15 protein-coding genes and 3 pseudogenes are annotated in these 21788 nt (G+C 63.3%); 11 read left to right on the forward strand and 7 right to left on the reverse strand.

Annotation, left to right across the window (positions count from 1 at the left end):
• Positions 1 to 292: 292 nt before the first annotated feature.
• From FHG66_RS19855 to FHG66_RS19870, 4 genes and pseudogenes are all read right to left on the reverse strand, one after another.
• Positions 293 to 1693: a calcium-binding protein gene (locus FHG66_RS19855; RefSeq protein ID WP_139078856.1), complete on the reverse strand. Its 1401-nt coding sequence runs from the start codon at positions 1691 to 1693 to the stop codon at positions 293 to 295.
• Positions 1694 to 1847: 154 nt separating this feature from the next.
• A pseudogene (locus FHG66_RS19860) lies at positions 1848 to 2551 on the reverse strand (IS6 family transposase); the annotation flags it as partial.
• Between the two features lie 465 nt (positions 2552 to 3016).
• Entirely contained in the window at positions 3017 to 5194 is a 2178-nt protein-coding gene (locus FHG66_RS19865; protein ID WP_139078858.1) for a calcium-binding protein, read from the reverse strand.
• A gap of 381 nt (positions 5195 to 5575) precedes the next feature.
• On the reverse strand, positions 5576 to 7432 hold the full coding sequence (locus FHG66_RS19870) for an Ig-like domain-containing protein (RefSeq protein WP_139078860.1): 1857 nt from the start codon (positions 7430 to 7432) through the stop codon (positions 5576 to 5578).
• Positions 7433 to 7957: 525 nt separating this feature from the next.
• Between FHG66_RS19870 and FHG66_RS21760 the strand changes: the two genes are divergently transcribed.
• Positions 7958 to 8119 (forward strand): hypothetical protein, encoded by a 162-nt coding sequence (locus FHG66_RS21760; RefSeq protein WP_176556363.1) that lies wholly within the window; start codon positions 7958 to 7960, stop codon positions 8117 to 8119.
• A gap of 523 nt (positions 8120 to 8642) precedes the next feature.
• Here the strand turns inward: FHG66_RS21760 and FHG66_RS19875 are convergent.
• Positions 8643 to 8981, reverse strand: a complete 339-nt coding sequence (locus FHG66_RS19875) for a hypothetical protein (RefSeq protein ID WP_139078862.1) — start codon at positions 8979 to 8981, stop codon at positions 8643 to 8645.
• A 679-nt stretch (positions 8982 to 9660) separates the two neighbouring features.
• Here FHG66_RS19875 and FHG66_RS19880 point away from each other — a divergent pair.
• From FHG66_RS19880 to FHG66_RS19905, 6 genes are all read left to right on the forward strand, one after another.
• Positions 9661 to 10968 carry a tyrosine-type recombinase/integrase gene (locus tag FHG66_RS19880; RefSeq protein ID WP_139078863.1) on the forward strand — a complete coding sequence of 436 codons (1308 nt, stop codon included), beginning with the start codon at positions 9661 to 9663 and terminating at the stop codon, positions 10966 to 10968.
• A 19-nt stretch (positions 10969 to 10987) separates the two neighbouring features.
• Entirely contained in the window at positions 10988 to 11689 is a 702-nt protein-coding gene (locus FHG66_RS19885) for a hypothetical protein (RefSeq protein ID WP_139078865.1), read from the forward strand.
• A 91-nt stretch (positions 11690 to 11780) separates the two neighbouring features.
• Positions 11781 to 11984 carry a helix-turn-helix transcriptional regulator gene (locus tag FHG66_RS19890; RefSeq protein WP_139078867.1) on the forward strand — a complete coding sequence of 68 codons (204 nt, stop codon included), beginning with the start codon at positions 11781 to 11783 and terminating at the stop codon, positions 11982 to 11984.
• 334 nt (positions 11985 to 12318) lie between these two features.
• Positions 12319 to 12525, forward strand: coding sequence for a hypothetical protein (locus FHG66_RS19895; protein WP_139078869.1), 207 nt, complete (start codon positions 12319 to 12321; stop codon positions 12523 to 12525).
• A 32-nt stretch (positions 12526 to 12557) separates the two neighbouring features.
• Positions 12558 to 13700 carry an AAA family ATPase gene (locus FHG66_RS19900; protein WP_176556364.1) on the forward strand — a complete coding sequence of 381 codons (1143 nt, stop codon included), beginning with the start codon at positions 12558 to 12560 and terminating at the stop codon, positions 13698 to 13700.
• Between the two features lie 173 nt (positions 13701 to 13873).
• On the forward strand, positions 13874 to 14656 hold the full coding sequence (locus FHG66_RS19905) for a terminase small subunit (protein ID WP_139078873.1): 783 nt from the start codon (positions 13874 to 13876) through the stop codon (positions 14654 to 14656).
• A gap of 31 nt (positions 14657 to 14687) precedes the next feature.
• Here FHG66_RS19905 and FHG66_RS22485 read toward each other — a convergent pair.
• Positions 14688 to 14834 (reverse strand): annotated as a pseudogene (locus tag FHG66_RS22485) (IS6 family transposase); the annotation flags it as partial.
• Between the two features lie 201 nt (positions 14835 to 15035).
• On the opposite strand from FHG66_RS22485, the gene FHG66_RS19915 reads away from it, so the two are divergent.
• Together FHG66_RS19915 and gfa are read left to right on the forward strand one after the other, a co-directional pair.
• Positions 15036 to 16994, forward strand: a complete 1959-nt coding sequence (locus FHG66_RS19915) for a PQQ-dependent sugar dehydrogenase (RefSeq protein ID WP_139078875.1) — start codon at positions 15036 to 15038, stop codon at positions 16992 to 16994.
• Positions 16995 to 17503: 509 nt separating this feature from the next.
• Complete coding sequence (gene gfa / locus FHG66_RS19920; RefSeq protein WP_139078877.1) at positions 17504 to 18166, forward strand: S-(hydroxymethyl)glutathione synthase; 663 nt, start codon at positions 17504 to 17506, stop codon at positions 18164 to 18166.
• A gap of 65 nt (positions 18167 to 18231) precedes the next feature.
• Here the strand turns inward: gfa and FHG66_RS19925 are convergent.
• A pseudogene (locus tag FHG66_RS19925) lies at positions 18232 to 19217 on the reverse strand (IS5 family transposase).
• Positions 19218 to 19389: 172 nt separating this feature from the next.
• Here FHG66_RS19925 and FHG66_RS19930 point away from each other — a divergent pair.
• Both FHG66_RS19930 and FHG66_RS19935 read left to right on the forward strand, forming a co-directional pair.
• A complete protein-coding gene (locus FHG66_RS19930) occupies positions 19390 to 20457 on the forward strand; it encodes an SGNH/GDSL hydrolase family protein (protein WP_139078878.1) in 1068 nt (355 codons plus the stop codon).
• A complete protein-coding gene (locus tag FHG66_RS19935) occupies positions 20454 to 21542 on the forward strand; it encodes an acyltransferase family protein (protein ID WP_176556365.1) in 1089 nt (362 codons plus the stop codon). The genes FHG66_RS19930 and FHG66_RS19935 overlap by 4 nt, the downstream gene beginning before the upstream one ends.
• Positions 21543 to 21788 lie beyond the last annotated feature (246 nt).

Raw genomic sequence — 21788 nt, forward strand, 5'->3', positions numbered from 1 at the left:
AGCGGGAGGCAGGCAAGCTCGACGCCAGATTGCGTCGGGATTGATGACCATGTGCGCTGGCGGCTGATCTCGAATTCAGTACAGAAGTAGCGGAAGGGGCTGCGTCGGCTTGTGAGGGAGAAGGTAACTGGCCCTCTGCCCCGCTCCAGCTGGGTCTGTTTCACGGGACCGTTTCGGGGCGCAGAAGCCGCTCCGGAAACTTCCACCCGCCCCTTCGCCACATTGAGCGCCCGCTCCGCCGCCATCATGCAGATCGGGCCGCCTACTACGGGCATTCGGGGGGGTATCTCGACTAGAGGTCGAAGTCCCCAGAACTGATCGAGGTGAGGCCCTTCACCAAGACTTCAAAGTCGGCCTTGGCGTCGCCTGTCACGTCCGCTCGCACCAGGATGCCGAGCTCGACGACCTCGAACCAGACCGAATAGTTGGCCGAGGTCTTTCCCGACCAGGCAAAGTCGTTGTCGACGTCGGACGCAGGACGGCAGTCGATGCCCTCAAGATCGATCGTGTCGGAGCCCTTCGTGAAGTTGAAAATCAGGTCACGGCCCCCGCCGACACGGCTGTCGCTGCGCCAGTCGAAGACGAAGTGGTCGCCCTTGTCGTCGCCGCCGCCAAAAAGGAGGTCCTTGCCAGCACCGCCGATCAGCCGGTCATTCCCAGTGCCCGAACGCAGCTCGTCGTCGCCTGTCCCGCCGCGGAGCTGGTCGTCTCCACTATCACCAGCAAGCGTGTCCATGCCCGCATCGCCCGCCAAGTTGTCGTTCTGAAAGCCACCGCTCAGGATGTCGTTCTCTGAGCCCCCGAGGACCTTATCTTGTCCCGCGCCGCCGAAAAGACAGTCCTCGCCCGTCCCGCCGATGATGAGGTCATTGCCGGCCTCACCCTGCAGGAGGTCAACCCAGCCTCCGCCGTCCATACGATCGTCGCCGTCTCCGCCCCTTGCGTGAAGGTAGCCGGAGCCGCCATTGAACCAGTCATTACCGGCTCCTCCATAGGCCATGTTCGAGCCGACACCGAAGTAGAACGTGTCATTGCCGGCGTCACCATGCAGGTCGGCGGCCATCGGCGTCGAGCCGGCCCAGATCCGGTCATTGCCTGAGCCGGCAAAGACTTCGGCCCACCCGTCTTCGACATGGATGCGGTCTTCACCCTCTCCGCCGAAAAGGGAGCCCCCGTCCTTTCCGCCGTAGAGCAAATCCGCCCCGCCTTGCCCATAAAGACGGTCGTCCCCACTGCCCCCGTAGATCGTGTCATTGCCGGACGAACCAGACCCGACATCGCTGCCGGCATGCAGATGGATGGTGATGTCACCGGTGTGCCAGCTCGAACCGAACGTATCCGAGTTGGGGCCTCCTTCAAAGAACCAGTCTAGCGCGTAAAGGTTCTTCCAGATCTCGCCAGTCAGAAGCGACGATGGTTCGTTCAGATCGGAGATTGTGAAAATCGGAGACGAGCTTTCAGGGCCGAATCCCCTGACTCGAATTTGGGTGATGGTACCCCCGGTCAACTGCACTCCACCACCCGTGCCAGATGCAACCAGGCCGGTGCCCGTCACGATGAAGCGGAACGATATGCTATCCACCGTGACTTGGGACGACGACGATTGAACGAGGGTGCTCTCATCAAAGTAACTTATTAGGTCGATTGCACTGGAGACATCGTACCCTAACGCATAAAATGCAATTTTGGCCATCTTTCCCCCGAACGGGCACAAGCCCGACGTGGGACTCGGCAACCGGATAAGAACGAATTTACCGACGCTGCTTCCATGGAGCACCCAAGACCGTCAACGAAAGTATCAGACAAATGCGAACCAGTTTTTGTTTGAGCAGAGGCACCCGACTTGAGGCAGCGCAGAGCTGCCGCCACTCGGCGAGAGCGGCGGGCCTCTTCATGTTGTAGACGTCGCGGCTGGAGAGGATCCGATAGGAGTTGACGCGGTTGCGAACTGAGCAGTGGATTGACGCGAGCTTCCGGAGCCAGTGAAGGCGCTGGAAGCGCTGCATGACCCGCTCTCGCTTTCGAAATGGCTGGCGTGAGTTCTCGACCAGGCTGTCTGCCCACCCTCCGGTGACCTGCCGATCGTCAGCCCCGATCTCCTTCAACGCGGCTCCATAAGAGCGAAGCCCAGTGATCGAGAACTCCTCGGCTCGGCCACGTCGCTTCATGACTTTGCGCAAGAACTTGAGGGCTGCCTGCCTATCTCTGATCTAGGAGACATAGGCCTCGAGCACCTCGCCTTCGTAGTCCACCGCCCGCCAGAGGTAGTGCTGCACGCCGTTGATCTTCACGAAGACCTCGTCGAAATGCCACCTCCAGCGGGAGGTCCGCATCTGGCTCACCCGCTTTCTCCGGATCTCGGCAGCGAACATCGGGCCGAACCTGTTCCACCAGAAGCGCACGGTCTCGTGACTCACTTCAATCCCGCGCTCATGCAGCAGGTCCTCGACATTCCGGAGCGACAAGGGGCACCGGACGTACATATCATCACCGCGAGGCGGATCACTTCGGGCCAGGTCTTGAAATAGCGGAACGGACTGCGTTGCGTCATCCGGGGAGGGTAGGCAGACCCCCTGCCCTGCTCAAGCCAGGTTTGCCTGACACTGCCCGGCAGAGGCCACACTGGCCCTCCGGCGTCTGCTCCGGGCTAAGCGACAGCGAAGCTATACAACCTGAGCCAGCGACCGGATGGCCTCATCGCCTGTGCACAAGTAAGACGGGCACTGGGTGAGGCGAGGTCAAGCCGCGACCAGCGCCGCTCTGCTACACCCGCTACTTCTGCTACATGGGACCGTGGCGTTGCTGACCATGTAGCAGAAGTGGCGGGTGTAGCAGACTCGCTGGACTCCTGGTCTGCACCAGAAGGGGCAGAACTGGAACCTCACCGGAGGAACGTTGACCCACTCTCTGGGCCAAGTCAGGTCTGTTCGAGAACGCGAACAGGACACATCTGAAGTCCAGCCAAGGGCTGAGAAATGAGAGGAGGCGTGAGCCAGCAAGCCTCCTCAGCGTGCCCTTACACCAGCCAGATATCCCCTGCTGTCACGGTGGCCCCCGCCTGCAGGTCGGCCACCAGCACCAGCCCGCCCGCACCGCTGCCGTTGCTGTCGAACCAGAGCTTCGTCGCGTCCACCTCGAATATGAAGCGGAAGTTCGCCTCGGCTGTGCCCTGCAGGACGTTGTCGTTGGCCATCTGGAATTGAGAGGCCGAAGCCTGCCTTCCGCCAACGAGTCCACCACCGAACGCTGCTGCGTTGATGTGGAAGCGGTCGTTGTCGCCCGAGGTGTTGTGGAAATCGGTGATGACGTCCTTAGCTTCCGCGCGGCTCGTGAACACGAAGACGTCGTTGCCCACGCCGCCTGTCAGTTTGTCCTGACCTATCTCGCCGTTAAGGCGGTCGTAGCCCGCTTGGCCGAGAAGGCGGTCGTTGCCTGCCCCGCCCCTTAGGAGGTTAGACGCGCCGTTCCCAGTTAGACGGTTCGCGATCCCGTTCCCCGTGCCATTGAGTGCCGCCATGCCCATAAGTTCCAAGTTCTCGAAGTTGGCCACTAGCTTCCAGTGAGAGGACGAGCGCACGAAGTCGGCTATGCCGCTTCCCGCAGCCTCCACGAGCACGTCGCCAACTTGAGCGAAGTAGGTGTCACTGCCAGTTCCACCTTCCAACCGGTCGCTGCCGGCTCCGCCTTCCAAGATGTCGTTGCCTGCCCCACCAAGAAGGGTGTCGTTACCTGCCTCGCCCATCAGGACATTGAGTCCGGCATTGCCGGTGAGACGGTTTGCCAGTTCGTTGCCCGTGCCCTTGAGATCCGCGGTTCCAGTCAACTTAAGAAATTCCAGGTTGCCTCCGAGCGTGTAGCTCGTGCCCGCGCGGACCTCGTCCCTGCCCCCGCCTGCGACCTCTACAATGGTATCCTCGGCAACCTGTAGGACATAGCTGTCATTACCCGAGCCGCCCTCCAGCAGGTCGGCTCCCTCACCGCCGTCCAGGGTGTCATGCCCCGCCTCGCCAAAAAGCGTATCGTTACCGCCTTGGCCCAAAAGCATGTTGTCGGTCCTGTTACCAATGAGCTGATTGTCCAGCGCGTTGCCGGTGCCCGAAGGGGCCGACCAGAGAAGGACCAAATCCTCTATATTGGCCGCAAGCCTATAGCTGTAGACAGCCTCGACCCGATCCGTTCCACCCCCGACGGCCTCGACAACCGTGTCGCCCGCCGCAGCCAAGATGTAGGTGTCGTCTCCCGTCCCTCCCTCAAGGTGATCGTTCCCAGAGCCCGCATCGAGGCGATCGTTCCCGGCTCCGCCATAGAAGTAGTCTTGACCCCCTTCGGACCCATGGGAGGTATCGAAGTCGATTAGGTGATCGTCACCCTGGTCTCCATCCAGCCGGTCATTGCCGTCGCCGCCGAGAAGGGTGTCGTTTCCGTGTCCGCCATACAGAGAGTCGCTACCCCGGTGGCCTGTCATCGTGTTGTGGGACGCGTTGCCAATTCCTATCAGCGTCCCAGCATATGCCAGGGAAAAGTCGAGTCTCTCAATCTCTGCGTCCAGCGCCACGCTGACACGGGCTAAGACCGTATCGACCCCTTCACCCGCGACTTCGACGAGCACAGGACTGCCGGAGACAATCTGATAGACGTCATTGCCGGCGCCGCCCACCAGTCTGCTTTGGCCGATGGCCTGCAAATAGTCGTCCCCGCCGCCACCGTAAATCGTGTCGTTGCCGCCGCCACCACGTAAATAGTTGTCGCGGCTGTTACCCGTCATGACGTTCGACAGAGCATTGCCGTAGGCTTCCTCGGCATTGTTACCCATCATGACAAGGTTCTCAACATTCTCGGGTAGGTCGATGGAGTAAACGTCCACATTTAGCTGGTCGACGCCGCCCCCCAACGCCTCGCGAATAGTGTGACTGCTCCTGAAGAACTGGTCCAAGATATAGACGTCATTGCCAGCACCTCCGTAGAGGTCCGCATACACCGAACCTCTGGCGTCAAGTCGGTCATCTCCCTCGCCACCATCGAGCACGTCGTAGAGGCCAATCCCCGAAATCAACCGATCGTTGCCGACCCCGCCGAAGAGAGCGTCGTCGCCGGCGTAGCCGTTCAGGACATCATGGCCCGCGTCACCTTCGATCCAGTCATGACCCTCTCCGCCCAGCAGGGTGTCATTCCCATCCGTGCCCAATATTGTCATGTCCTCCCTTGTTAGCAGATGCGGATGGAGTGATTGGCATCCCGACGGAGGCGACGCGTGTCGGACCGTGGGTCATGGGCCCGCCGCCAGAGGAGAGCCACAGGACAGGGACGTCAATGCTCCAGTCTGAAACGCACTGTTGCGACGGGCGCAGAGGCCATTACTAGTAGGTCGCCCCCTGGCTGAAACCCCGTTGCCATCATGCTAATGGGGCGGCTCTATTTCCCGCCGCCCTTCGCCGAGTTGTCCGGGCGCTTCGAGGCCGTGGCCGATCGGATGCGCGAGATCGGCAGGTCGCTTCTTTGGAAACGCCCGTCGCGTGATTTGGTCACATTGAGAGCGCCAGCCACTTCGATCATCGGGCCCAGACCGTCCGTTCTCTCACACTAGGATCAAGTCTCCCCGTTCCAAGTTCGCCCCGTCCTGCAGGTCCGCGAGCAGCGTGAGCCCGCCCGTGTTGCTGCCGTTGATGTCCGACCAAAGCCGCTCGTCGTCCTGCTCCCAAATGAAGCGCACCTGGCTCGTGCTCGCGGCAGTCGCGTTCACGGTGCCGGTCTGGAGGATCTGGAACTGCGCAGCTGTGACAGCTGTCCCCGCCACGAGCCCAGGCCCGAAAGCGAAAGCCGCAAGCTCAAAGCGGTCGTTGTCGCCCGACTGGTTGCGAAAATCGTTGATGACGTCCCCTGCCTCGCTCCGCCTTGCAAACACAAAGATGTCGTTGCCCAGGGCCCCCGTCAGGCTGTCCACGGCCGCCCCGCCGACCAGGCGGTCGTTGCCTGCTCCGCCGATGAGCCGGTCGGCTGCCCCCAAGCCCAAGAGCGTGTCGTTGCCGGCCAGACCGGACAAGGTGTTGGCGATCCCGCTTCCGGTAATCAGATTGGCCAGGCCGTTGCCCGTGCCGTTCACCGCCAGCAAGCCTGAGAGCACCAGGTTCTCGACGTTATCAGCCAGGGCCCTGACGCTTATGGAAGCCCGCACCTCATCCGTGCCGGCCCTGGCCGCCTCCACGAACCTGTCGCCCGCCGCGGTCAGGAGGTAGGTATCGTTGCCCGTCCCACCCTCGAGCCGGTCCGTGTCTTCCCCGCCATCGAGCCGATCGTTGCCGGCCCCGCCAAAGAGCGTGTCACTTCCTTCAAGACCCGAGAGGCGATTGCCCCCGTCATTACCTTCAATGACATTGTTGAGCTCGTTGCCAGTTCCGTGCAGGTCGCCATCTCCGATGAGGCGCAGATGCTCGGCGTTCTCGTCCAAAGTACGGCTGATCGACGAATGAACTGTATCCGTTCCCTCGCCGTCCAACTCCAAGACGACATCGCTAGCGGAGTCGACCCAATAGTTATCGGCCCCCCTACCGGCTTGTAGCCAGTCGTGTCCGGTACCCCCAATGAGGACGTCGCGGTTCGAGCCGCCATGCAACGTGTCGTTACCAGCCCCGCCTTGGAGATTATTTGCCGACTCGCTGCTCATGATGCGTAGATGGTTTGACAACCCATTGCCGACGAGCGTCGTAGTTTGAGAGCCTGCAAGGATGACGCCATTCTCGATATTGGCCGGCATGCTGTAGCGCGCCTCATCTCCCTGCAGCCGCAACTCGTCCACACCGGCGTTAGCCGCTTCTACGATGCGGGTGCCGTCTCTTTCATACCAGTTGATATGCAGGAGGTAGAGGTCATTCCCCGTGCCACCAATCAGCAAGTCATTGCCTGAGCCTAAAGAGCCGTCGAGGGTGTCGTTGCCAGCACCGCCAATCAGGGTGTCAGCGCGATGCTCCACGGCTCGGCTGCCGTTTCCTTCCAACCAGTCGTCCCCGGCGCCGCCATACAGACTGTCCGAACCGAAACCACCCATGATGTGGTCATTGCCTGCAGCGCCGTTGATGAAATTGGCAGCGCTGCCGCCAATCAGAATGTCGTGCCCTTTGGCACCGGCAACAGTAGTTGGCGCTTCCGTGGCTACGGTAACGGAAACCGTCGCAGAGGCTGTCCCACCTTCTGCGTCTGTAATTGTGAACGAGAAGCTGTCGGACCCATAGTAGCCTATATCCGGCTCGTAGATAAACGTCCCGTCCGCTTTGATGGTGACCGTACCGTGCAGGGGCGCACCTTCATCCGCCAAGGTGAAGAGCACTGGTTGGTTCTCTGGATCGTAGCCCGTAAGACGACCCGATACCTTGTGATCGTGATAGATCGTATTCCTAGAGTAGACGATCACGGATGGCGTCGCGATAGGCAGGCTCATTGCGCCACCTTAGTGAGATCAAAGCCCAAGGTGCTGGACCGGCTGTCAGGAGTTGTGGCCGCGGTGCCCCTGCCGGCCAAGGAGCGCCTTGTGCGCGTCATTGTGCTGTCCATCCCATCGATCGTGGTCGAAGCCGAAGCAAAAACTATTCACGATGGCTTACCAACTCGTGTATGCGGCTGTCAGCACCAGCTGCACCGCTAGCAGGAGCGCGAAGATAGCCAGATACACACATTGCGCCCACCCCCGACTGGCTGACTCCCCCGACATAAGCGAGCACGACGATTGCTGAAACGGCGGCCGAGGCAACGACTCTCCGAGTGCGCGTCTGCGGCGGCTGGCACGTCGAGCGGCCCGGGCCAATCGGACTGCTGGTGGTGAAGTCCTAAAACTGATAGGAAGCGCTTGTTCTCGTCTTGTTCTCAGCCCTACCCTGTTCCTATCGAGAGTGACGCCGACTCAGATGACCCGTTTCCCTATCTCGCTTGCGGTCATCTGTGGGACGGCGTCGAGGACTGGGCGGACATGGCCGTCATCCTAAAAGAGGTGATCGATGGATCAGGTGGCCTGCAGCCGGCCTATTCCAGCGGGCACTACTGCCGGACGTGCCGGGCCACCCTACCAGGTGAGCGGCTCGGGTCCATGCGGGAGGCCAATGACTGGCTGCGTTCGGTGCTTCAGCCATGAGGCGGCGCAGCACGCCCCAGCGTGACATCGACGACCAAGCCTTCCCATCCGGGTCAAGGTGGCCATTCCACCGGATGGACTGGGGAGCGACTTGACACGTGCCCTGGCCTGACTTCAGGACCGGATCGGTCCAGGCAATTGGACCGACCATCTAGGGCATACGCTCGGGGGCAACACCAAAGCCTTCTACTTCCGCCGCATCGAAGACGCTGGAGCGTTCCTGGCGACATTTCGGCCTCTCGAGATGGTAGATGCAACCACGGCGCAGGGCTACACGTCTCCCGTATTCCCTTTCGGACGGTCCTGCTCGTAGTCACGTTACAAGCCGGTGCTTAAGAACGAGACCCTGCTTGAACCTTTCTGGGTGTAAGGACTTCCTGGCACCACCCAGGAGCAAACGGCAGCCCTTCAGGGGGCTTCGAAAACTTCGGCGCTTTAGGGAGCGCCCACCGGCCGGGATATGCACCTTCAGCATCAACCCCATTTTTGCCTCGCGCGCGTGCGCGCAGGACGCGAGTCGGCTCTATCGCCTAACCCCGCCGAGCCGAGGCGCCGCAGGCTTTGAGCTTGGCGCGGTCATGGGCGGCTCGCGCTTTACGGCACCGGAGGTCGCGGCGCTGAGCAGACGCTGAGCCGGAGCATCAACGATGACGACTTCGCGACGACCGCCCAGCACGAGAACAAGGCCGGTGATGACCGCGACCGACCCGAGGATAAGCCCGAAGAAGGTCGCCACTCCGGTAAAGACTGCCCCCGCCAGTCCGGCCCCAATGGCAGCGAACGCCTGACCGTCCGGGGAGGTCGAGGACATGACTTCGCTGGCAGCGCGGCCCGAGAGCAGAAAGGCCGAAAGAGGCAGCATCAGCGACAGACACCCAAGACAAGAAAACACCGGCCAAATGCCCGCCGAATGGTTGGAGCAAAGGCAGCGAGAAGGCCGCAGCCGACGAGCCCCACCCAGACCAGGGCCGCAGGCACCGAACCGCCCCCCTCGGCCGGAAGGACGGCTGCCAGAGCAGGCGATAAAGCGAGCGCGCTCGCCGCCCCGAACGCCAAACCGATGATGAAGCCTGTGACGCACCGAAGGTAGAACATGATAGGACCGATCGGTTGAAGCGTGTTCACTCACCATCACCCCGACACTGCGTTGTGTCGGGAGCCAACTTCGTTTGTCGTTCGGCCGAGTTCGACATGAAGCTTGATAAATAATCAGACCGATCAGACCAAAAACCTGAGCGCTACCTGCCAATCGGACGCCCTGCTTCCGACCCTAATGCCGTCCGTGATGGCAGTTTACTTGGATTGGAAAAAGAGCGGTCGAGACCGAAGAGGGGGGACAGCACGTCACCAATTCAAGCCTATGGGTTAACAACATTTCTTAAATCTATGTGGCGGAGACGAAGGCTGCCATTAGGTCCTCCAAGATCTGCCGCTAGCGTCCAAAGTTACTATTAAGATAAGGCTAGTTCAGTCCAACCACGTCCATAGACTTCCACCCGCATCCAGCTAAAGATGTGGGTTGAAATGTGGGATGTGAGTCTATGCTGGATCAACCCTCGTCGGACACCCGCCGCGTGAAGTCCGGTGCCCACCCCGAGAAGGCGCTCTCGGCTGTGTTCGTTCGCAGTGTGAAGGAGCCGGGTCGGTATGCGGATGGGCACGGTCTGTACCTGTTCGTCGACCGCACGGGCGCCAAGCGCTGGGTGCAGCGGCTTGTGATCCAGGGCCGGCGCTCCGACCTGGGGCTCGGGCCCGTCTCGCTGGTGACCCTGGCCGAGGCGCGGGTGCTGGCCGAAGCCAACCGGCGGCTGGCCCGGTCTGGTGGCGACCCCCTCCATGAGAAGCGTGAAGCCCGCGAGGTGCTGACCTTCGCGCAAGCGGTGGAGCGCTACCTCGAGAAGAAGCGGGCGGAGTTCCGGAGCGACAAACACCGCAAGCAGTGGCGCGCCACCTTGGACTCCTATGCCGGTCCCGTGATCGGCCCCAAGCGCGTGGCCGACATCACCCGTCAGGACATACTGCGGGTGCTCGAGCCCATCTGGGAGACTAAGACCGAGACGGCGTCGCGGCTGCGGGGCCGCATCGAGGCCGTGCTCTCCTGGGCCACGGTGGCCGGGCATCGCCAGGGCGACAACCCCGCCCGCTGGGCGGGGAACCTCTCGGAGCTCCTGCCCAAGCCGGGCAAGGTGGCGGTCAAGGGCAACCACCCTGCCCTGGCCTTCTCGGACCTCCCCCGCTGGTGGGTGGACCTGCAGACCCGCGAGGGCATGGCCGCCCGAGCGCTGCAGGTCCTCACCCTCACCGCCGCCCGCTCGGGCGAGGTGCGGGGCATGACCTGGGACGAAGTGGACCTGGACGCCAAGCTCTGGACCGTGCCCGCCGCTCGCATGAAGATGGCCCGCGATCACCGGGTGCCGCTCACCGACGGGGCCGTCGCGATCTTACGCGCCCTGCCCCGCCTGGAGGGTTCGCATTACGTCTTCTTTGCGCCGCGCGGGGGCATGCTCTCCGACATGACCATCTCGGCCGTGATGCGGCGAATGCAGGAAAGTGAGGAGAAACGCTTGGCTGAGCAGGACCGCAAGGCGGGTCGCAAGCCTTCCACGGGCCCGCGCGTCTACCTAGACCCACGCTCGAAGCGCCCCGCTGTGCCACACGGGCTTCGCTCCACCTTCCGCGACTGGGTCTCGGAGCACACGAGCTATCCCGGCGAGATGGCCGAGGTGGCGCTCGCTCACAAGATCTCCAACGCCGTCGAAGCGGCGTACCGGCGCGGAGACCAGCTCGAGAAGCGTAGGGGAATGATGGAGGACTGGGGTGCCGCACTGAATGGGTTGATGCCGCAGTAAGCGCCCGCGGGGAATTCCAGTGAACACTACTAAACAGCACCTGACGTTCGCGATGTTTCTGGACCGGCTTGATGCAGCCGCTCAGCAGGACGCAGCATACGGCAAACTTCTCTCAAAAGGTCAGCTGACCTTCGACTCAGCTGCAGCTGTCGCTACGACCAGGATGCAGGAGACGTTGAAGAAGTCGTGGTCAAACTCTGAGGCCGACTTCCTCTCTGGCCTTCTTGACTACCCGAAGTACCTGCCGCCGCTTGGGAGCGAGACGGACACCGATGTTCAACAACTGATCGAGTCCGCCAAGACAGACCATTATGCTTTTGCTGTCCTCAAGCTAGCTGCCGAGACGCTGGTGGCCGATGAGCATCTTCCGTCACTGAGGGACATCAAGCCTCTGCTCGATCTCGGGTTTGTGGAAGCCCCGCGACGTCCGACAGGTCAGCACCGGTATGCTAAGCTTCATCGCGACACGCTGATTGCCGGAGAACTCAAGCGGCTCGTCGCAGCGGGCTTCACCCCCATGCGGGCCAAGGCCACCCAAGTCAAAGCAAAGAAACGAAGCGCTTGCGACGTGATGGTAGCGGCTCTGGAGACGGTCAGGACCAGCCTGAGCTATGATGCTGTTGAAGCCATATGGCTGAAGCGGGAGCAGCTGAACTGGCCCGTAATCCTGGATCAGGCGTTAAAGCACCTGGCGGGAGTAAGCCCAGCCTCCGAGCATTAGAGGCCTAATGTTTCGGATGCCGGCTGTCTTGGGCGTGGCTAGGTCAAGGGCATCATCCACGCCGATCCTGGCAAGACCAAAGAGTGCCCTGATGATCGACTCCGCTCTCATCCCTAAGAGGCTTCTTCGGCGCCAAGCCGTAGAGGACCTTACCGGCCTTTCTCGCAGCAGCATCTATAAGCAGATGAGCGAAGGCACTTTCCCCCATGCCGTGAGGATCTCCGCCCGAGCCGTTGCTTGGGATGAGGCCCGGGTTCTGGCTTGGCTCGCGTCGAGACCCTCGACACAAGCCTGATGGAAACCCCGCCGTAATTGGCGGGGCATAGACTCTCAAGCTACAAGCTGAACAGAGGTCTGCTCCGTCTCCGGCGACGCGCTTGGAGGCACTGATGCCGCACGTTTTTCTATGTGGTTGCTCAGGAAACGGCGACCGCTGTGCCAACCCTTCCCTTTGCCATGCTAAAGTCGAGCATCGTCTGGTCGCCAGGGCGGTCTTTACCGCACTGGTAGGCGGCTCAGCGGCAGGCTTTCACGTTCTTACGGTAACCCTGCGCCGAGTGTTGCACCCGTCCGAATGGCGCCAGGTCGCCTGGGCGGCTCTGCGAGCCTGTGACCCGGAAGAGGCTCAAATGGTCATCGAGGCTGTCCAGCTAGAGGATGGAGGCGCCGGCTCGCCGGGGGTTCCCCTTCTAAGTATACGGGATGAGGCCGAGGACTGGGCCTACTGGGCCTCGCCTGAGGAGCTCTGGGCCTATGGCCTCGCCTCCTTTCAGCGACTGCCTGGCCCCAAGCAGCGCCGCATCTTCGAGGTTGCCCGCCGGAGAGCCCTCGAATGAGAGTGGCGCATCCTTCGATCGATGAAGGCCGGATGAATGCTCATCGCGAGTTTCAAGAAACCTCGGGGCAGCCTAGAACAGATCCTTCCCTTGCTACTCCACCCGAACGCTTCTCCCGCTTCTACTCGGCGGCCAATCTCCAAAGCAAAGCCGTCCCGCCTCGGGAATGGCTGGTGGAGGGCTTGGTCCCGAATAAGACCGTAACGCTGTTCTCGGGCGACGGCGGCACCGGGAAGTCGCTCCTTGCCCATCAGCTCGCAGTGGCTGTGGCTTCGGGCTGCGACTGGCTCGGAATGAGGGTCACGCAAGGCCGGGTCATCTTCCTCTCGGCAGAGGACGACGAGGATGAGCTTCATCGGCGCACGGACGAAATCCTACGGGCAACAGTGCGGAACTACGACGACGTCTCCGGCCTCACGCTGCGCAGCTTGGCCGGTGAGGATGCCTTGCTAGTCTCAGAGCGTGGGCCAGCCCTCACCGCGTCCATTCTCTTCCAAGATCTGGAAGCACGAGCCACGAACGAGCAGCCAGCGCTTGTGGTGATTGATACACTTGCGGACGTGTACCCGGCCAATGAGAACGACCGCGCCAAGGTGCGCCAGTTCGTGGGTATTCTGAGGGGTCTTGCGATCCGGCAAAAGTGCGCAGTCATGCTCTTGGCCCACCCGTCGCTCTCTGGCCTCTCGTCCGGCTCCGGCATGTCGGGCTCAACGGCTTGGAACAACTCGGTACGGTCTCGCCTCTACATGGAACGGATTACCGAGGGCACGCGCGAGCCAGACCCTGACAGGCGACGGCTCCGGACCATGAAGGCCAACTATGGCCCGATCGGTGGCGAGATCAGCCTGACCTGGCGCGACGGCGTTTTCGTTGCCGAACGACCGCCGACCGGGCTCGATCGTCTGGCGGCCAATGCCAGGGCCGAGCGGGTTTTCCTGGCTCTGCTAGACGAGTGGGCCGTCCAGGGCCGACACGTATCGGCCAGCCCCGGCGTGTCCTTCGCCCCTACTGTGTTTGCAGCTCTGCCGAAAGCCGAAGGCATGACCAAGCACGCGCTCCGGAACGCGATGGAAGCCCTGTTCTCTCGTGGAGAGCTGACGCTGGGCGAGCATGGACGAGGTGTCAACGCGCGAAAGCACATTGAGCGCGCAACGGGAGCTGGTCGTGCCAGATAACAGCGCAACGCCCGCTCAACGCCTGCGCAACGAAGCCAACAACGCCTGCGCAGCGCCCGCTCAACGCCGCTCAACGGCTGCGCAACTCTCTCCCTATACCTCTATAAGCGTTGCGCCCGCCTTGAGGGGCGGGCCGCGCCGTCAGATGCTTGTTCAAGTGGACGGTGGACATCATGACCTCTAGCAGAAACCCCCTGCTCAACCCCCGCCACGAGCACTTCGCCCAGCTTGTAGCGAAAGGCCTGTCTCAACAGCGCGCCTACGTGGAGGCGGGCTTCACGGCGGCCACCCCCAATGTGGCTGCCGCCAACGCCTCGCGTCTGATAAGGTCTCATAAGGTCGCGGCGCGCGTGCGCGAGCTTTGCGCCGAGGTTGGAGCGCAGATCGCCGAGGAGGCAGGCGTCTCGCGCGACACCGTGCTGCAGGAGTGTGTCGACATCGTGGAGGCCGACGCTCGGGACCTGGTGGGCCTGCGTCACACGGCCTGTCGCTACTGTTGGGGCCAGGGCCACGCGTATCACTGGCGCACCCGAGACGAGTTCGAGGACGCACATGCGGCTTGGCAGCAGGCACAGCGCACCCTCGGCGGGCCTCGCCTGCCTTCCTTCGTGCGGGAGCCCTCCGACCGCGGCGGCATAGGCTACAGCCGCAAGCGAGAGCCGAACCCCGAGTGCCCCAGCTGCGATGGAGAAGGTGATGTGCAGGTGTATGTGACCGTCGATGACAAGCATCCGCTCTACGCTGGCGTGAGGCAGACCCGGTATGGCGTGGAGGTCATCCTCAAGGATCAGCTGAAAGCCCTCGACATGCTGGGACGCATCACGGGCGCTTATAGGCCGGTGCAGGACCAGGGCACATCGGGGGTCCAGGATATGCTGCGGGACTTTGTCGAAACCATCCGCAGCCGGACGTCGAAGTCGCCGATCAAGCACCAGGAGGCCGAGAACAAGGAGTGACGAGCGCTATGCTCGGCCAAGAGCCTCGTTTGGTCTCATGGCTTACCTTGGCATCGCGCTCATGCAGCAAGTCTTCAACGTTCCGCAAGGAGAGCGGGAAGCGGACGTACAGCATCACCGCCAAGCGGATCACCTCGGGTGAGGTCTCGAAGCACCAGAACGGGCTGCGTTGGGTCACCTGGCGAGGCCAGCTGGCGCCCCGCCCGGCTCAAGCGCAGTTCTTCTGACAAAGCTCCATTGAGAGATGCGCGGGGAGTTCTTCGCCATGGCCGCCGCGTTCAGAGCGTCGTCCGCCCTTTCGATGGGACGCCGCGATGGCGGATCTTGTTTCCGTCTCCCTTGACCCCCAAGATGCTGGCGCTTCGATCGGGAGGATCGCATGGCGAAGGTAACGCTGAAGTACGGGAACAACGGCTCCAATCTCCTCCGCGGCACGGCAGGCAACGACCTCATCTACGGCTTCGACCCGAACGGCCCGCAGGCGCGCGTGACCGCGATGGAGGCGACACGCGTCGCGACCGGTCTGGACCAACCTGTGCTGGTGACCGCAGCTCCCGCGGACGACGGGCGCCTGTTCGTGGTGGAGAAGGGGGGACTCATCAAGATCCTCGATCTCGACACCGGCCGCGTCGGGGTGACCCCTTTCCTCGACCTGTCCGGCGACTTGGCGACGGCGGGCGAGCAGGGGCTGCTCGGCCTCGCGTTCCATCGCGACTTCGTCCGCAACGGCAAGTTCTACGTGAACCTGACCAGCGCGGCCGGCGACACGGAGATCCGCGAGTACACGGTCTCCGCGACCAACCCTGATCGAGCGGACCCGGCGAGCAGACGGCTGGTCCTGCGGATCGATCAGCCGGACGGCGCCACCAACCACAAGGCCGGTTGGATGGACTTCGGCTCCGACGGCCATCTCTACATCGCGACCGGCGACGGCGGCGCGGGGCAGGCGGACAACGCCCAGGACCTCTCCAACCTCCTGGGCAAGATCCTGCGCCTCGACGTCGCCGGCCCTGACGCCTTCCCGGGCAACCCGGCGCGCAACTACGCCCTTCCGGCCGACAACCCCTTCGTCGGCCAGGCCGGGGCGGACGAGATCTGGGCCTTCGGCCTGCGTAACCCCTTCCGCAACAGCTTCGACCGCGGCACGGGCGAGCTGTTCATCGCCGATGTCGGGGAAGGCAGGTGGGAGGAGATCAACCTCGGCGAGGCCGGTGCCAACTATGGCTGGAACTTCCTCGAGGGCCCGGAGCCCTTCGCGGGCTCCCCGCCGGCGGACGCCACGGCTCCGATCCTCGCCTATCCGCACTCGGAGGGCGAATCGGTCATCGGCGGTTACGTCTACCGCGGCCCGAGCGACGCCCTGCACGGCCAGTACATCTTCGCGGACTTCGTCAGCAGCCGGATCTGGACGCTGCGACAGGACGCGAGCGGCGACTGGATCCGCACGGAGCGCACCGGCCAGATCGCGTACGACGTCGGTGGCCCGATCGCACACCCCTCCTCCTTCGGCGAGGACGCGGAGGGCAACCTCTACGTCGTGTCCCTGCGCGGCGACATCCACCGGCTTGACCCGCAGGCCCCCTCGGCCGACCGCGCGGACACGATCGCCGGTGGCGCCGGCGCCGATCGGATCTACGCCGGCTCGGGGGCCGACGTGGTGTACGGCGGCGCCGGGAATGACCGGCTGCACGGGATGGCCGGCGCCGACCTCCTCGTTGGCGGCATGGGGGCGGACCAGATCTACGGCGGCAAGGGCTTCGATGTGGCGAGCTACGCCGCCGCCGCGGCAGGGATCACCGCGAGCCTCCTCGACGACCGCCGGAACGCTGGCGCCGCCGCCGGTGACGCCTTCGCTGACGTCGAGGGCCTGATCGGCAGCCGCTTCGTCGACCGCCTCGGCGGTGACGGCGGAGCCAACCGGCTCGTCGGAGGCGCGGGCAGCGACGTCCTCAGGGGCTTTGCGGGCGCTGACCTCCTCGTTGGCGGCCTGGGGGCGGACATCCTCTTCGGCGGCGGCGGAGCGGATCTGTTCCGCTTCAACGTGCTCGCCGACTCCGGCGTCTCGGCGGGGAGCCGCGACGCGATCCGCGACTTCGGTCGAGGCGACCGGATTGGCCTGTCGGCCATTGACGCGAACGCGGCGGCAGCCGGGAACCAGGCCTTCGTGGTCCGAGCGAGCGAGGCCGCCGCCTCCCGCGCCGCCGGCTCGCTGTTCGTGCGGGCCGAGGAGAACGGCACCTCGACCGTGCTGCTTAACGCTGACGCCGACGCCGCCTTCGAGGCGGCGATCACCGTCGGGGGTCCGACGGACCCGTCGACGTCAGACTTCCTGCTCTGAGGCCGCGCAAAGCAGGCCCGTCGGGAAAGAGCGTGATGCGTTCCACCTAAGACCGAGCGGGCGATCCTTATCGCAGGTGCCCTCCTTGCGCTCTTCTCCCCCACCAAGATCCAGCGCCACATGATGAATGTGGCCCGCTTCCTAGGCTGCCCACGGGCTCGCCACCGACGGGTGCTGTCATGTCTAGATGGTCCCGTTCTGCAAGCACTGATCGGATTGCGTGACGGTTGCGGCGGGGACGGTCATGTCTCCAGCCTTTGAGCCCGGTGCAGCTGACCGCTGGCCTTGATGAAGTCCGCACGCCCCAGGTCCCGATCAGACGGACGACCTGATTGCCCCAGACAGTACCACAGGGTGTCCCGGTTGCGGATCCGCTTGATCTTCATCCTTGCAACGCCTTGGTCCTATGGCGCAGCACGTAACCTCCGCTTGGATTTGCGTGCCGGGAGGCGCAGAAAAGATCGAGCGGATGGCGGGGACACGCTGCCGCGCTATGGGAGGAGTATCGAATGGCCATCAAGTTGCACCCAGCGCTCGACAATGGGATCGCGCCGGAGGCGTCCGACTTTGCGGGGGGCGTTCTGGTCTGTGCCTGCTCGGACCGGCCGGTGCGTGTGCGGGTCGAGGGGCAGATCGCCCACAACCACGTCTGCGGCTGCACCAAGTGCTGGAAGCCCACCGGGGCGATGATGTCGATCGTTGCCGTGGCACCGACAGACAAGGTCACGGTGCTGGAGAACGGCGATAAGCTGAAGGTCGTGGACTCCTCGGCTCTAATACAGCGCTACGCTTGCACGGGCTGCGGCGTACACATGCACGGGCCTGTGGAGCGGGACCATCCGTTCAAGGGCTTGTCTTTCGTTCACCCCGAGCGGTTCGAGAGCAAAGGCTGGGCCAAGCCGGGCTTCGCGGCGTTTGTATCCTCGGCCATCGAGGCGGGCGTCGACCCCAACCGGATGGAAGAGGTGCGCGGGCGGCTGCGCGAGATCGGGCTCGAGCCGTATGACACCCTGTCGCCGGGGCTGATGGACCACATCGCGACCTGGACAGTGCAGCACCGGACACCGCAGACGACGGTGGAAGCGGCGGCCGCAGTCGCGGCCCCAGCGCCCCGACCGGGGCTCCTGGCCCGTATCTTCAGGCGGCTATCTGGCAGACAGCGGAAACACTGATCGGGCTTTGGGCTTTGTTTCGCAAAGCGGCCTGAGGGTAAGCGTCCGATGATCCCCCTTTAGCTCTATGCAACGCGGGTCGTCTCGGGCGTGCTGAGGGCGGTGAAGCGGTTGAGGAGGGCGGCACCGATCTGAAGCTCGGCGGTTTGGCTGTCGGGGGTGCGGGCCATGAGGCGCTCACCCAGCAGCTTCAGGCACCGCATCTTGGCCTCCACCCGACTTCGTCGGTGAGTGGCGCTCCATCTCTTCCACAGGCCTCGACCCAGGCGACGGGTAGCGCGCAGGGTCTCGTTTTGCACCTGTGCTCCAGGTGTGGTCTCCTGTCCTGCGCCGCCCGTTGCGGCGCACCGGAACGATGGCGCAGGCCTGTCGGGCGGCAATGGCGGCATGGGTGGCCCGGGTGCCGTAAGCCCCGTCGGCGGTGACCGTGCCGATGGCCACTTCGGGTGGTATCTGCTCAAGTAGCCAGGGACGCATCGGCGCGTCACCGATGCGGCTCCCGTTCGCAGGCTGCCTTGGACCGGTGGCGTTCGCCTGCTCACCCTCGATGGCGCGCACCCCCAGCGTCTGCGCATCGATGCCCAGGTGGACCTTGGCCCAGTGGCGTGGCCGGGACGCGCCGTGCTTGCGGGTCGACCACTCGCCTTCGCCCATGGCCTTGATGCCGGTGCTGTCGATGCAAGGGGCCAAACGCCTGACCCGGGACGGCACGGCATGCTGACCGTCAGGTCGCTCTGGCGGCGGCACAGCGTGCCATAATCCGGCACAGGCCATAGTCCGGCACAGGCCATTCCAGCTTGGCCAGCTCGAGCAGGCTCGCCACCAACCCGGTGGTCTGGCGTAAGGCTCGGCCGAACAGCGCCTTCAGCGTGAGGCAGGCCTGGATCGCAGCATCCGAAAAGATGGCCGGGCGACCGCGTCGGCCACTCGGGGCCGCCAGCCAGTCCATCTCTGGGTCAAACCAGATCAGCAGCGATCCGCGCTGTTTCAGGGCCTCGTTGTAGTCGCGCCAGTTCGTCGTGCGGTAGGTCGGGGGTGCAGGCTTGCTCATGCCCAGCCACTAACCCGCTCAGCCGACGAGAGAAGTCCTACAGTACTTGCTCAAAAAAGCCCCTTGGGCCGAGCAGTTCAGCAATTCTATTAGTAATTTACGTAGATTACGCTGGATCCGGGATTGTGGATCTGGATAGGCATGAAGAGATCGGGCGACAGTAGGGAACGCAGTGCGCGGCGTATCGAACCACAGAACGCTGCCAGCTGCGGCACTTGGGCTTGCCCTGTTCATTACGGCCCTTCCCGTGCTGGCGCAGGACACTCTGAACGAGAGCGTCCGACTTGTGGGCCGCTTCCATGTCGAGCCGGGCAGGATCACCGCCGAGTGGCCCGGCAGCTTGATCGAGATCCGGTTTGAGGGCGCGCGGCTCGATGTCGCGATCCACGATGCCGGTGAGAACAATCTTTTGGTCGAGGTGGATGGAAAGCTAGAGCGGCTCGAGACTCAACCAGGCACGCATACCTACACGGTCGTTAACGACGACAAGCCATCAACCCACGTGGTTAGGCTGATCCGGCGAACGGAGGCCGCGTTCGGCCGTACAGAGCTGACGGCCATAGTGACCGATGGCCGACTCCTGCCGCCACGTGGAGAGCGTCGGCGCTTGCTCGTGGTAGGCGATTCGATCTCAGCAGGCTACGGCGTGGAAGGTCTGAGCCCCGATTGCGGGTTCGACGCCGATCTGCAGAACCAATACCTCACGTTCGGCGCGGTCGCGGCTCGCAACCTTGATGCCGATATCATCACGCTGGCTGTCTCGGGCGCCGGCCTAGTACGCAATTACGATGGCAGCACGCAACGGACCATGGCCGAGCTTGTTTATCGGCTGCTGCCGTCCGCCTCGACCGCGACGCCGCTGCCGCCGGCGGATGTTGTTGTGATCCACTTGGGCACGAACGACTTTGCCGATGGTTCCCGGCCGGCAGACTTCACCGACGCCTATGAGGCGCTCCTTGGCGAGATCCGGGCCACCTCGCCAACCGCCATGATCTATGCCGCTATGGGTCCGATGCTGCGACCCGACGACCAGAACGCGGCGGTGGTGGCCATCGAGGCGGCGGTCGAGGCGCGTCGCCGGGCCGACGATGAGCAGATCGTCCCGATCCGCTTCGGCTGGGAGCTGAAGCCCGAGGACCTGGGCTGCGACTGGCATCCTAGCGCCGTGGCGCAGGCACACATGGCCGCCGAGCTCGAGTGGCGCATCCGCGACGACATCGGATGGGAGGATCCAAGTTGACCGAAGCAACGGCCGCCACGCCTAGGGCGTTCGACCTCCCGGTCGGAAGGCGTCGCGACGGCAAGCTCTTGGGGCTGCAGGTCCTGCGCTTCGCCGCGGCTTTCGCTGTCGTGCTGTTCCATGTCGGAAGCGGCTACCAGATCGAGTTCGGCAATGAGGTAAACCCGTTCGCTTTCGGCGCGGCCGGGGTGGACGTTTTCTTCGTACTGAGCGGCTTCATCATCGCGTTGACCACCGACCCGGCAAGGGGCACTTGGCACTTCTGCCGGCGACGGCTCGTTCGGGTTGTGCCGCTTTACTGGGTCCTGACCCTTGGGGTCGCGATGATCGGCCTGATGCTTCCATCCCTTCTCAACTCGACAAGTGTCACGCTGGAAACGCTCTTTAAGTCGCTCCTCTTCATCCCCTATGAGAAGCCGAACGGTGCCATCCAGCCACTACTTTTCCTAGGCTGGACGCTAAATTACGAAATGTTCTTCTACGCGATCTATGCCACCTGTCTGTTGTTGGGGCTGCGGTCGCCTCTCGCGCCAGTGATGGTGGTACTCCTCTTGGTCTCTCTGGGGCGGATCCTTTCCTTCGACAACACGCTCTGGCACTTCTACAGCAGCCCTTTGATGATCGAGTTCGCGTTGGGTGTTGGCATCTACCTGGCCTATGATCGGCATCCGCACTGGTTCGCCGGGCGGAGTGCACTCTTCGCTGGCTTTGCATTGGCAACCTTCATCTTGTTCCGCTTCCTCCCAAGTGTTCCTTGGCTCCTTGCGGGCGCGTTGCCGGCGGCGATCCTGATGGCATCCTTTGTCGCCTTCGCGCCGAGCCGCTCAGGCAGGCTCGGCCTCCTCGTGCTCCTCGGGGACGCCTCCTACTCACTTTATCTCGTTCATCCCTACATCATCCAGCTTTTGTCGAAAGTCGCTCCTGCTGATCTCTCGGTCCCTCTCCAACTCATCCTCGGCAGCATTGCATGCGCTTTTTGCATTGCAACGTCGCTCGCCCTCTATCGCCTTGTAGAACTCCGCTCCCAGCGCTTTCTGATGCCACAGGCGTTGTTGCGTAAGCCTGAAGGGCAGAGGCTCGCGTAGAGACTCTGGCCCCTAGCTGCTTGGGCACGAGCAAACCTGCCCCCGCCGGCACCCGCGCGACGAACTGGTCCAGCTACAACGGCGCCCTGCGTCGGCATGGTTACCTGTGGTGTGACTGGACCGAGAGATGGACTGGCATGCTCCTGCGAGCCGCCGGCCGGGTCAGCTCAGACACTGACCTGCCCCCCGGGAGCTCCCTCGCTGTGACGTAGAGTCTGCCCATCCTGAAGGAGCAGACGACATGAG

Origin of the sequence: Rubellimicrobium rubrum (assembly GCF_006152115.1) — a bacterium.
Lineage (GTDB): Bacteria > Pseudomonadota > Alphaproteobacteria > Rhodobacterales > Rhodobacteraceae > Rubellimicrobium > Rubellimicrobium rubrum.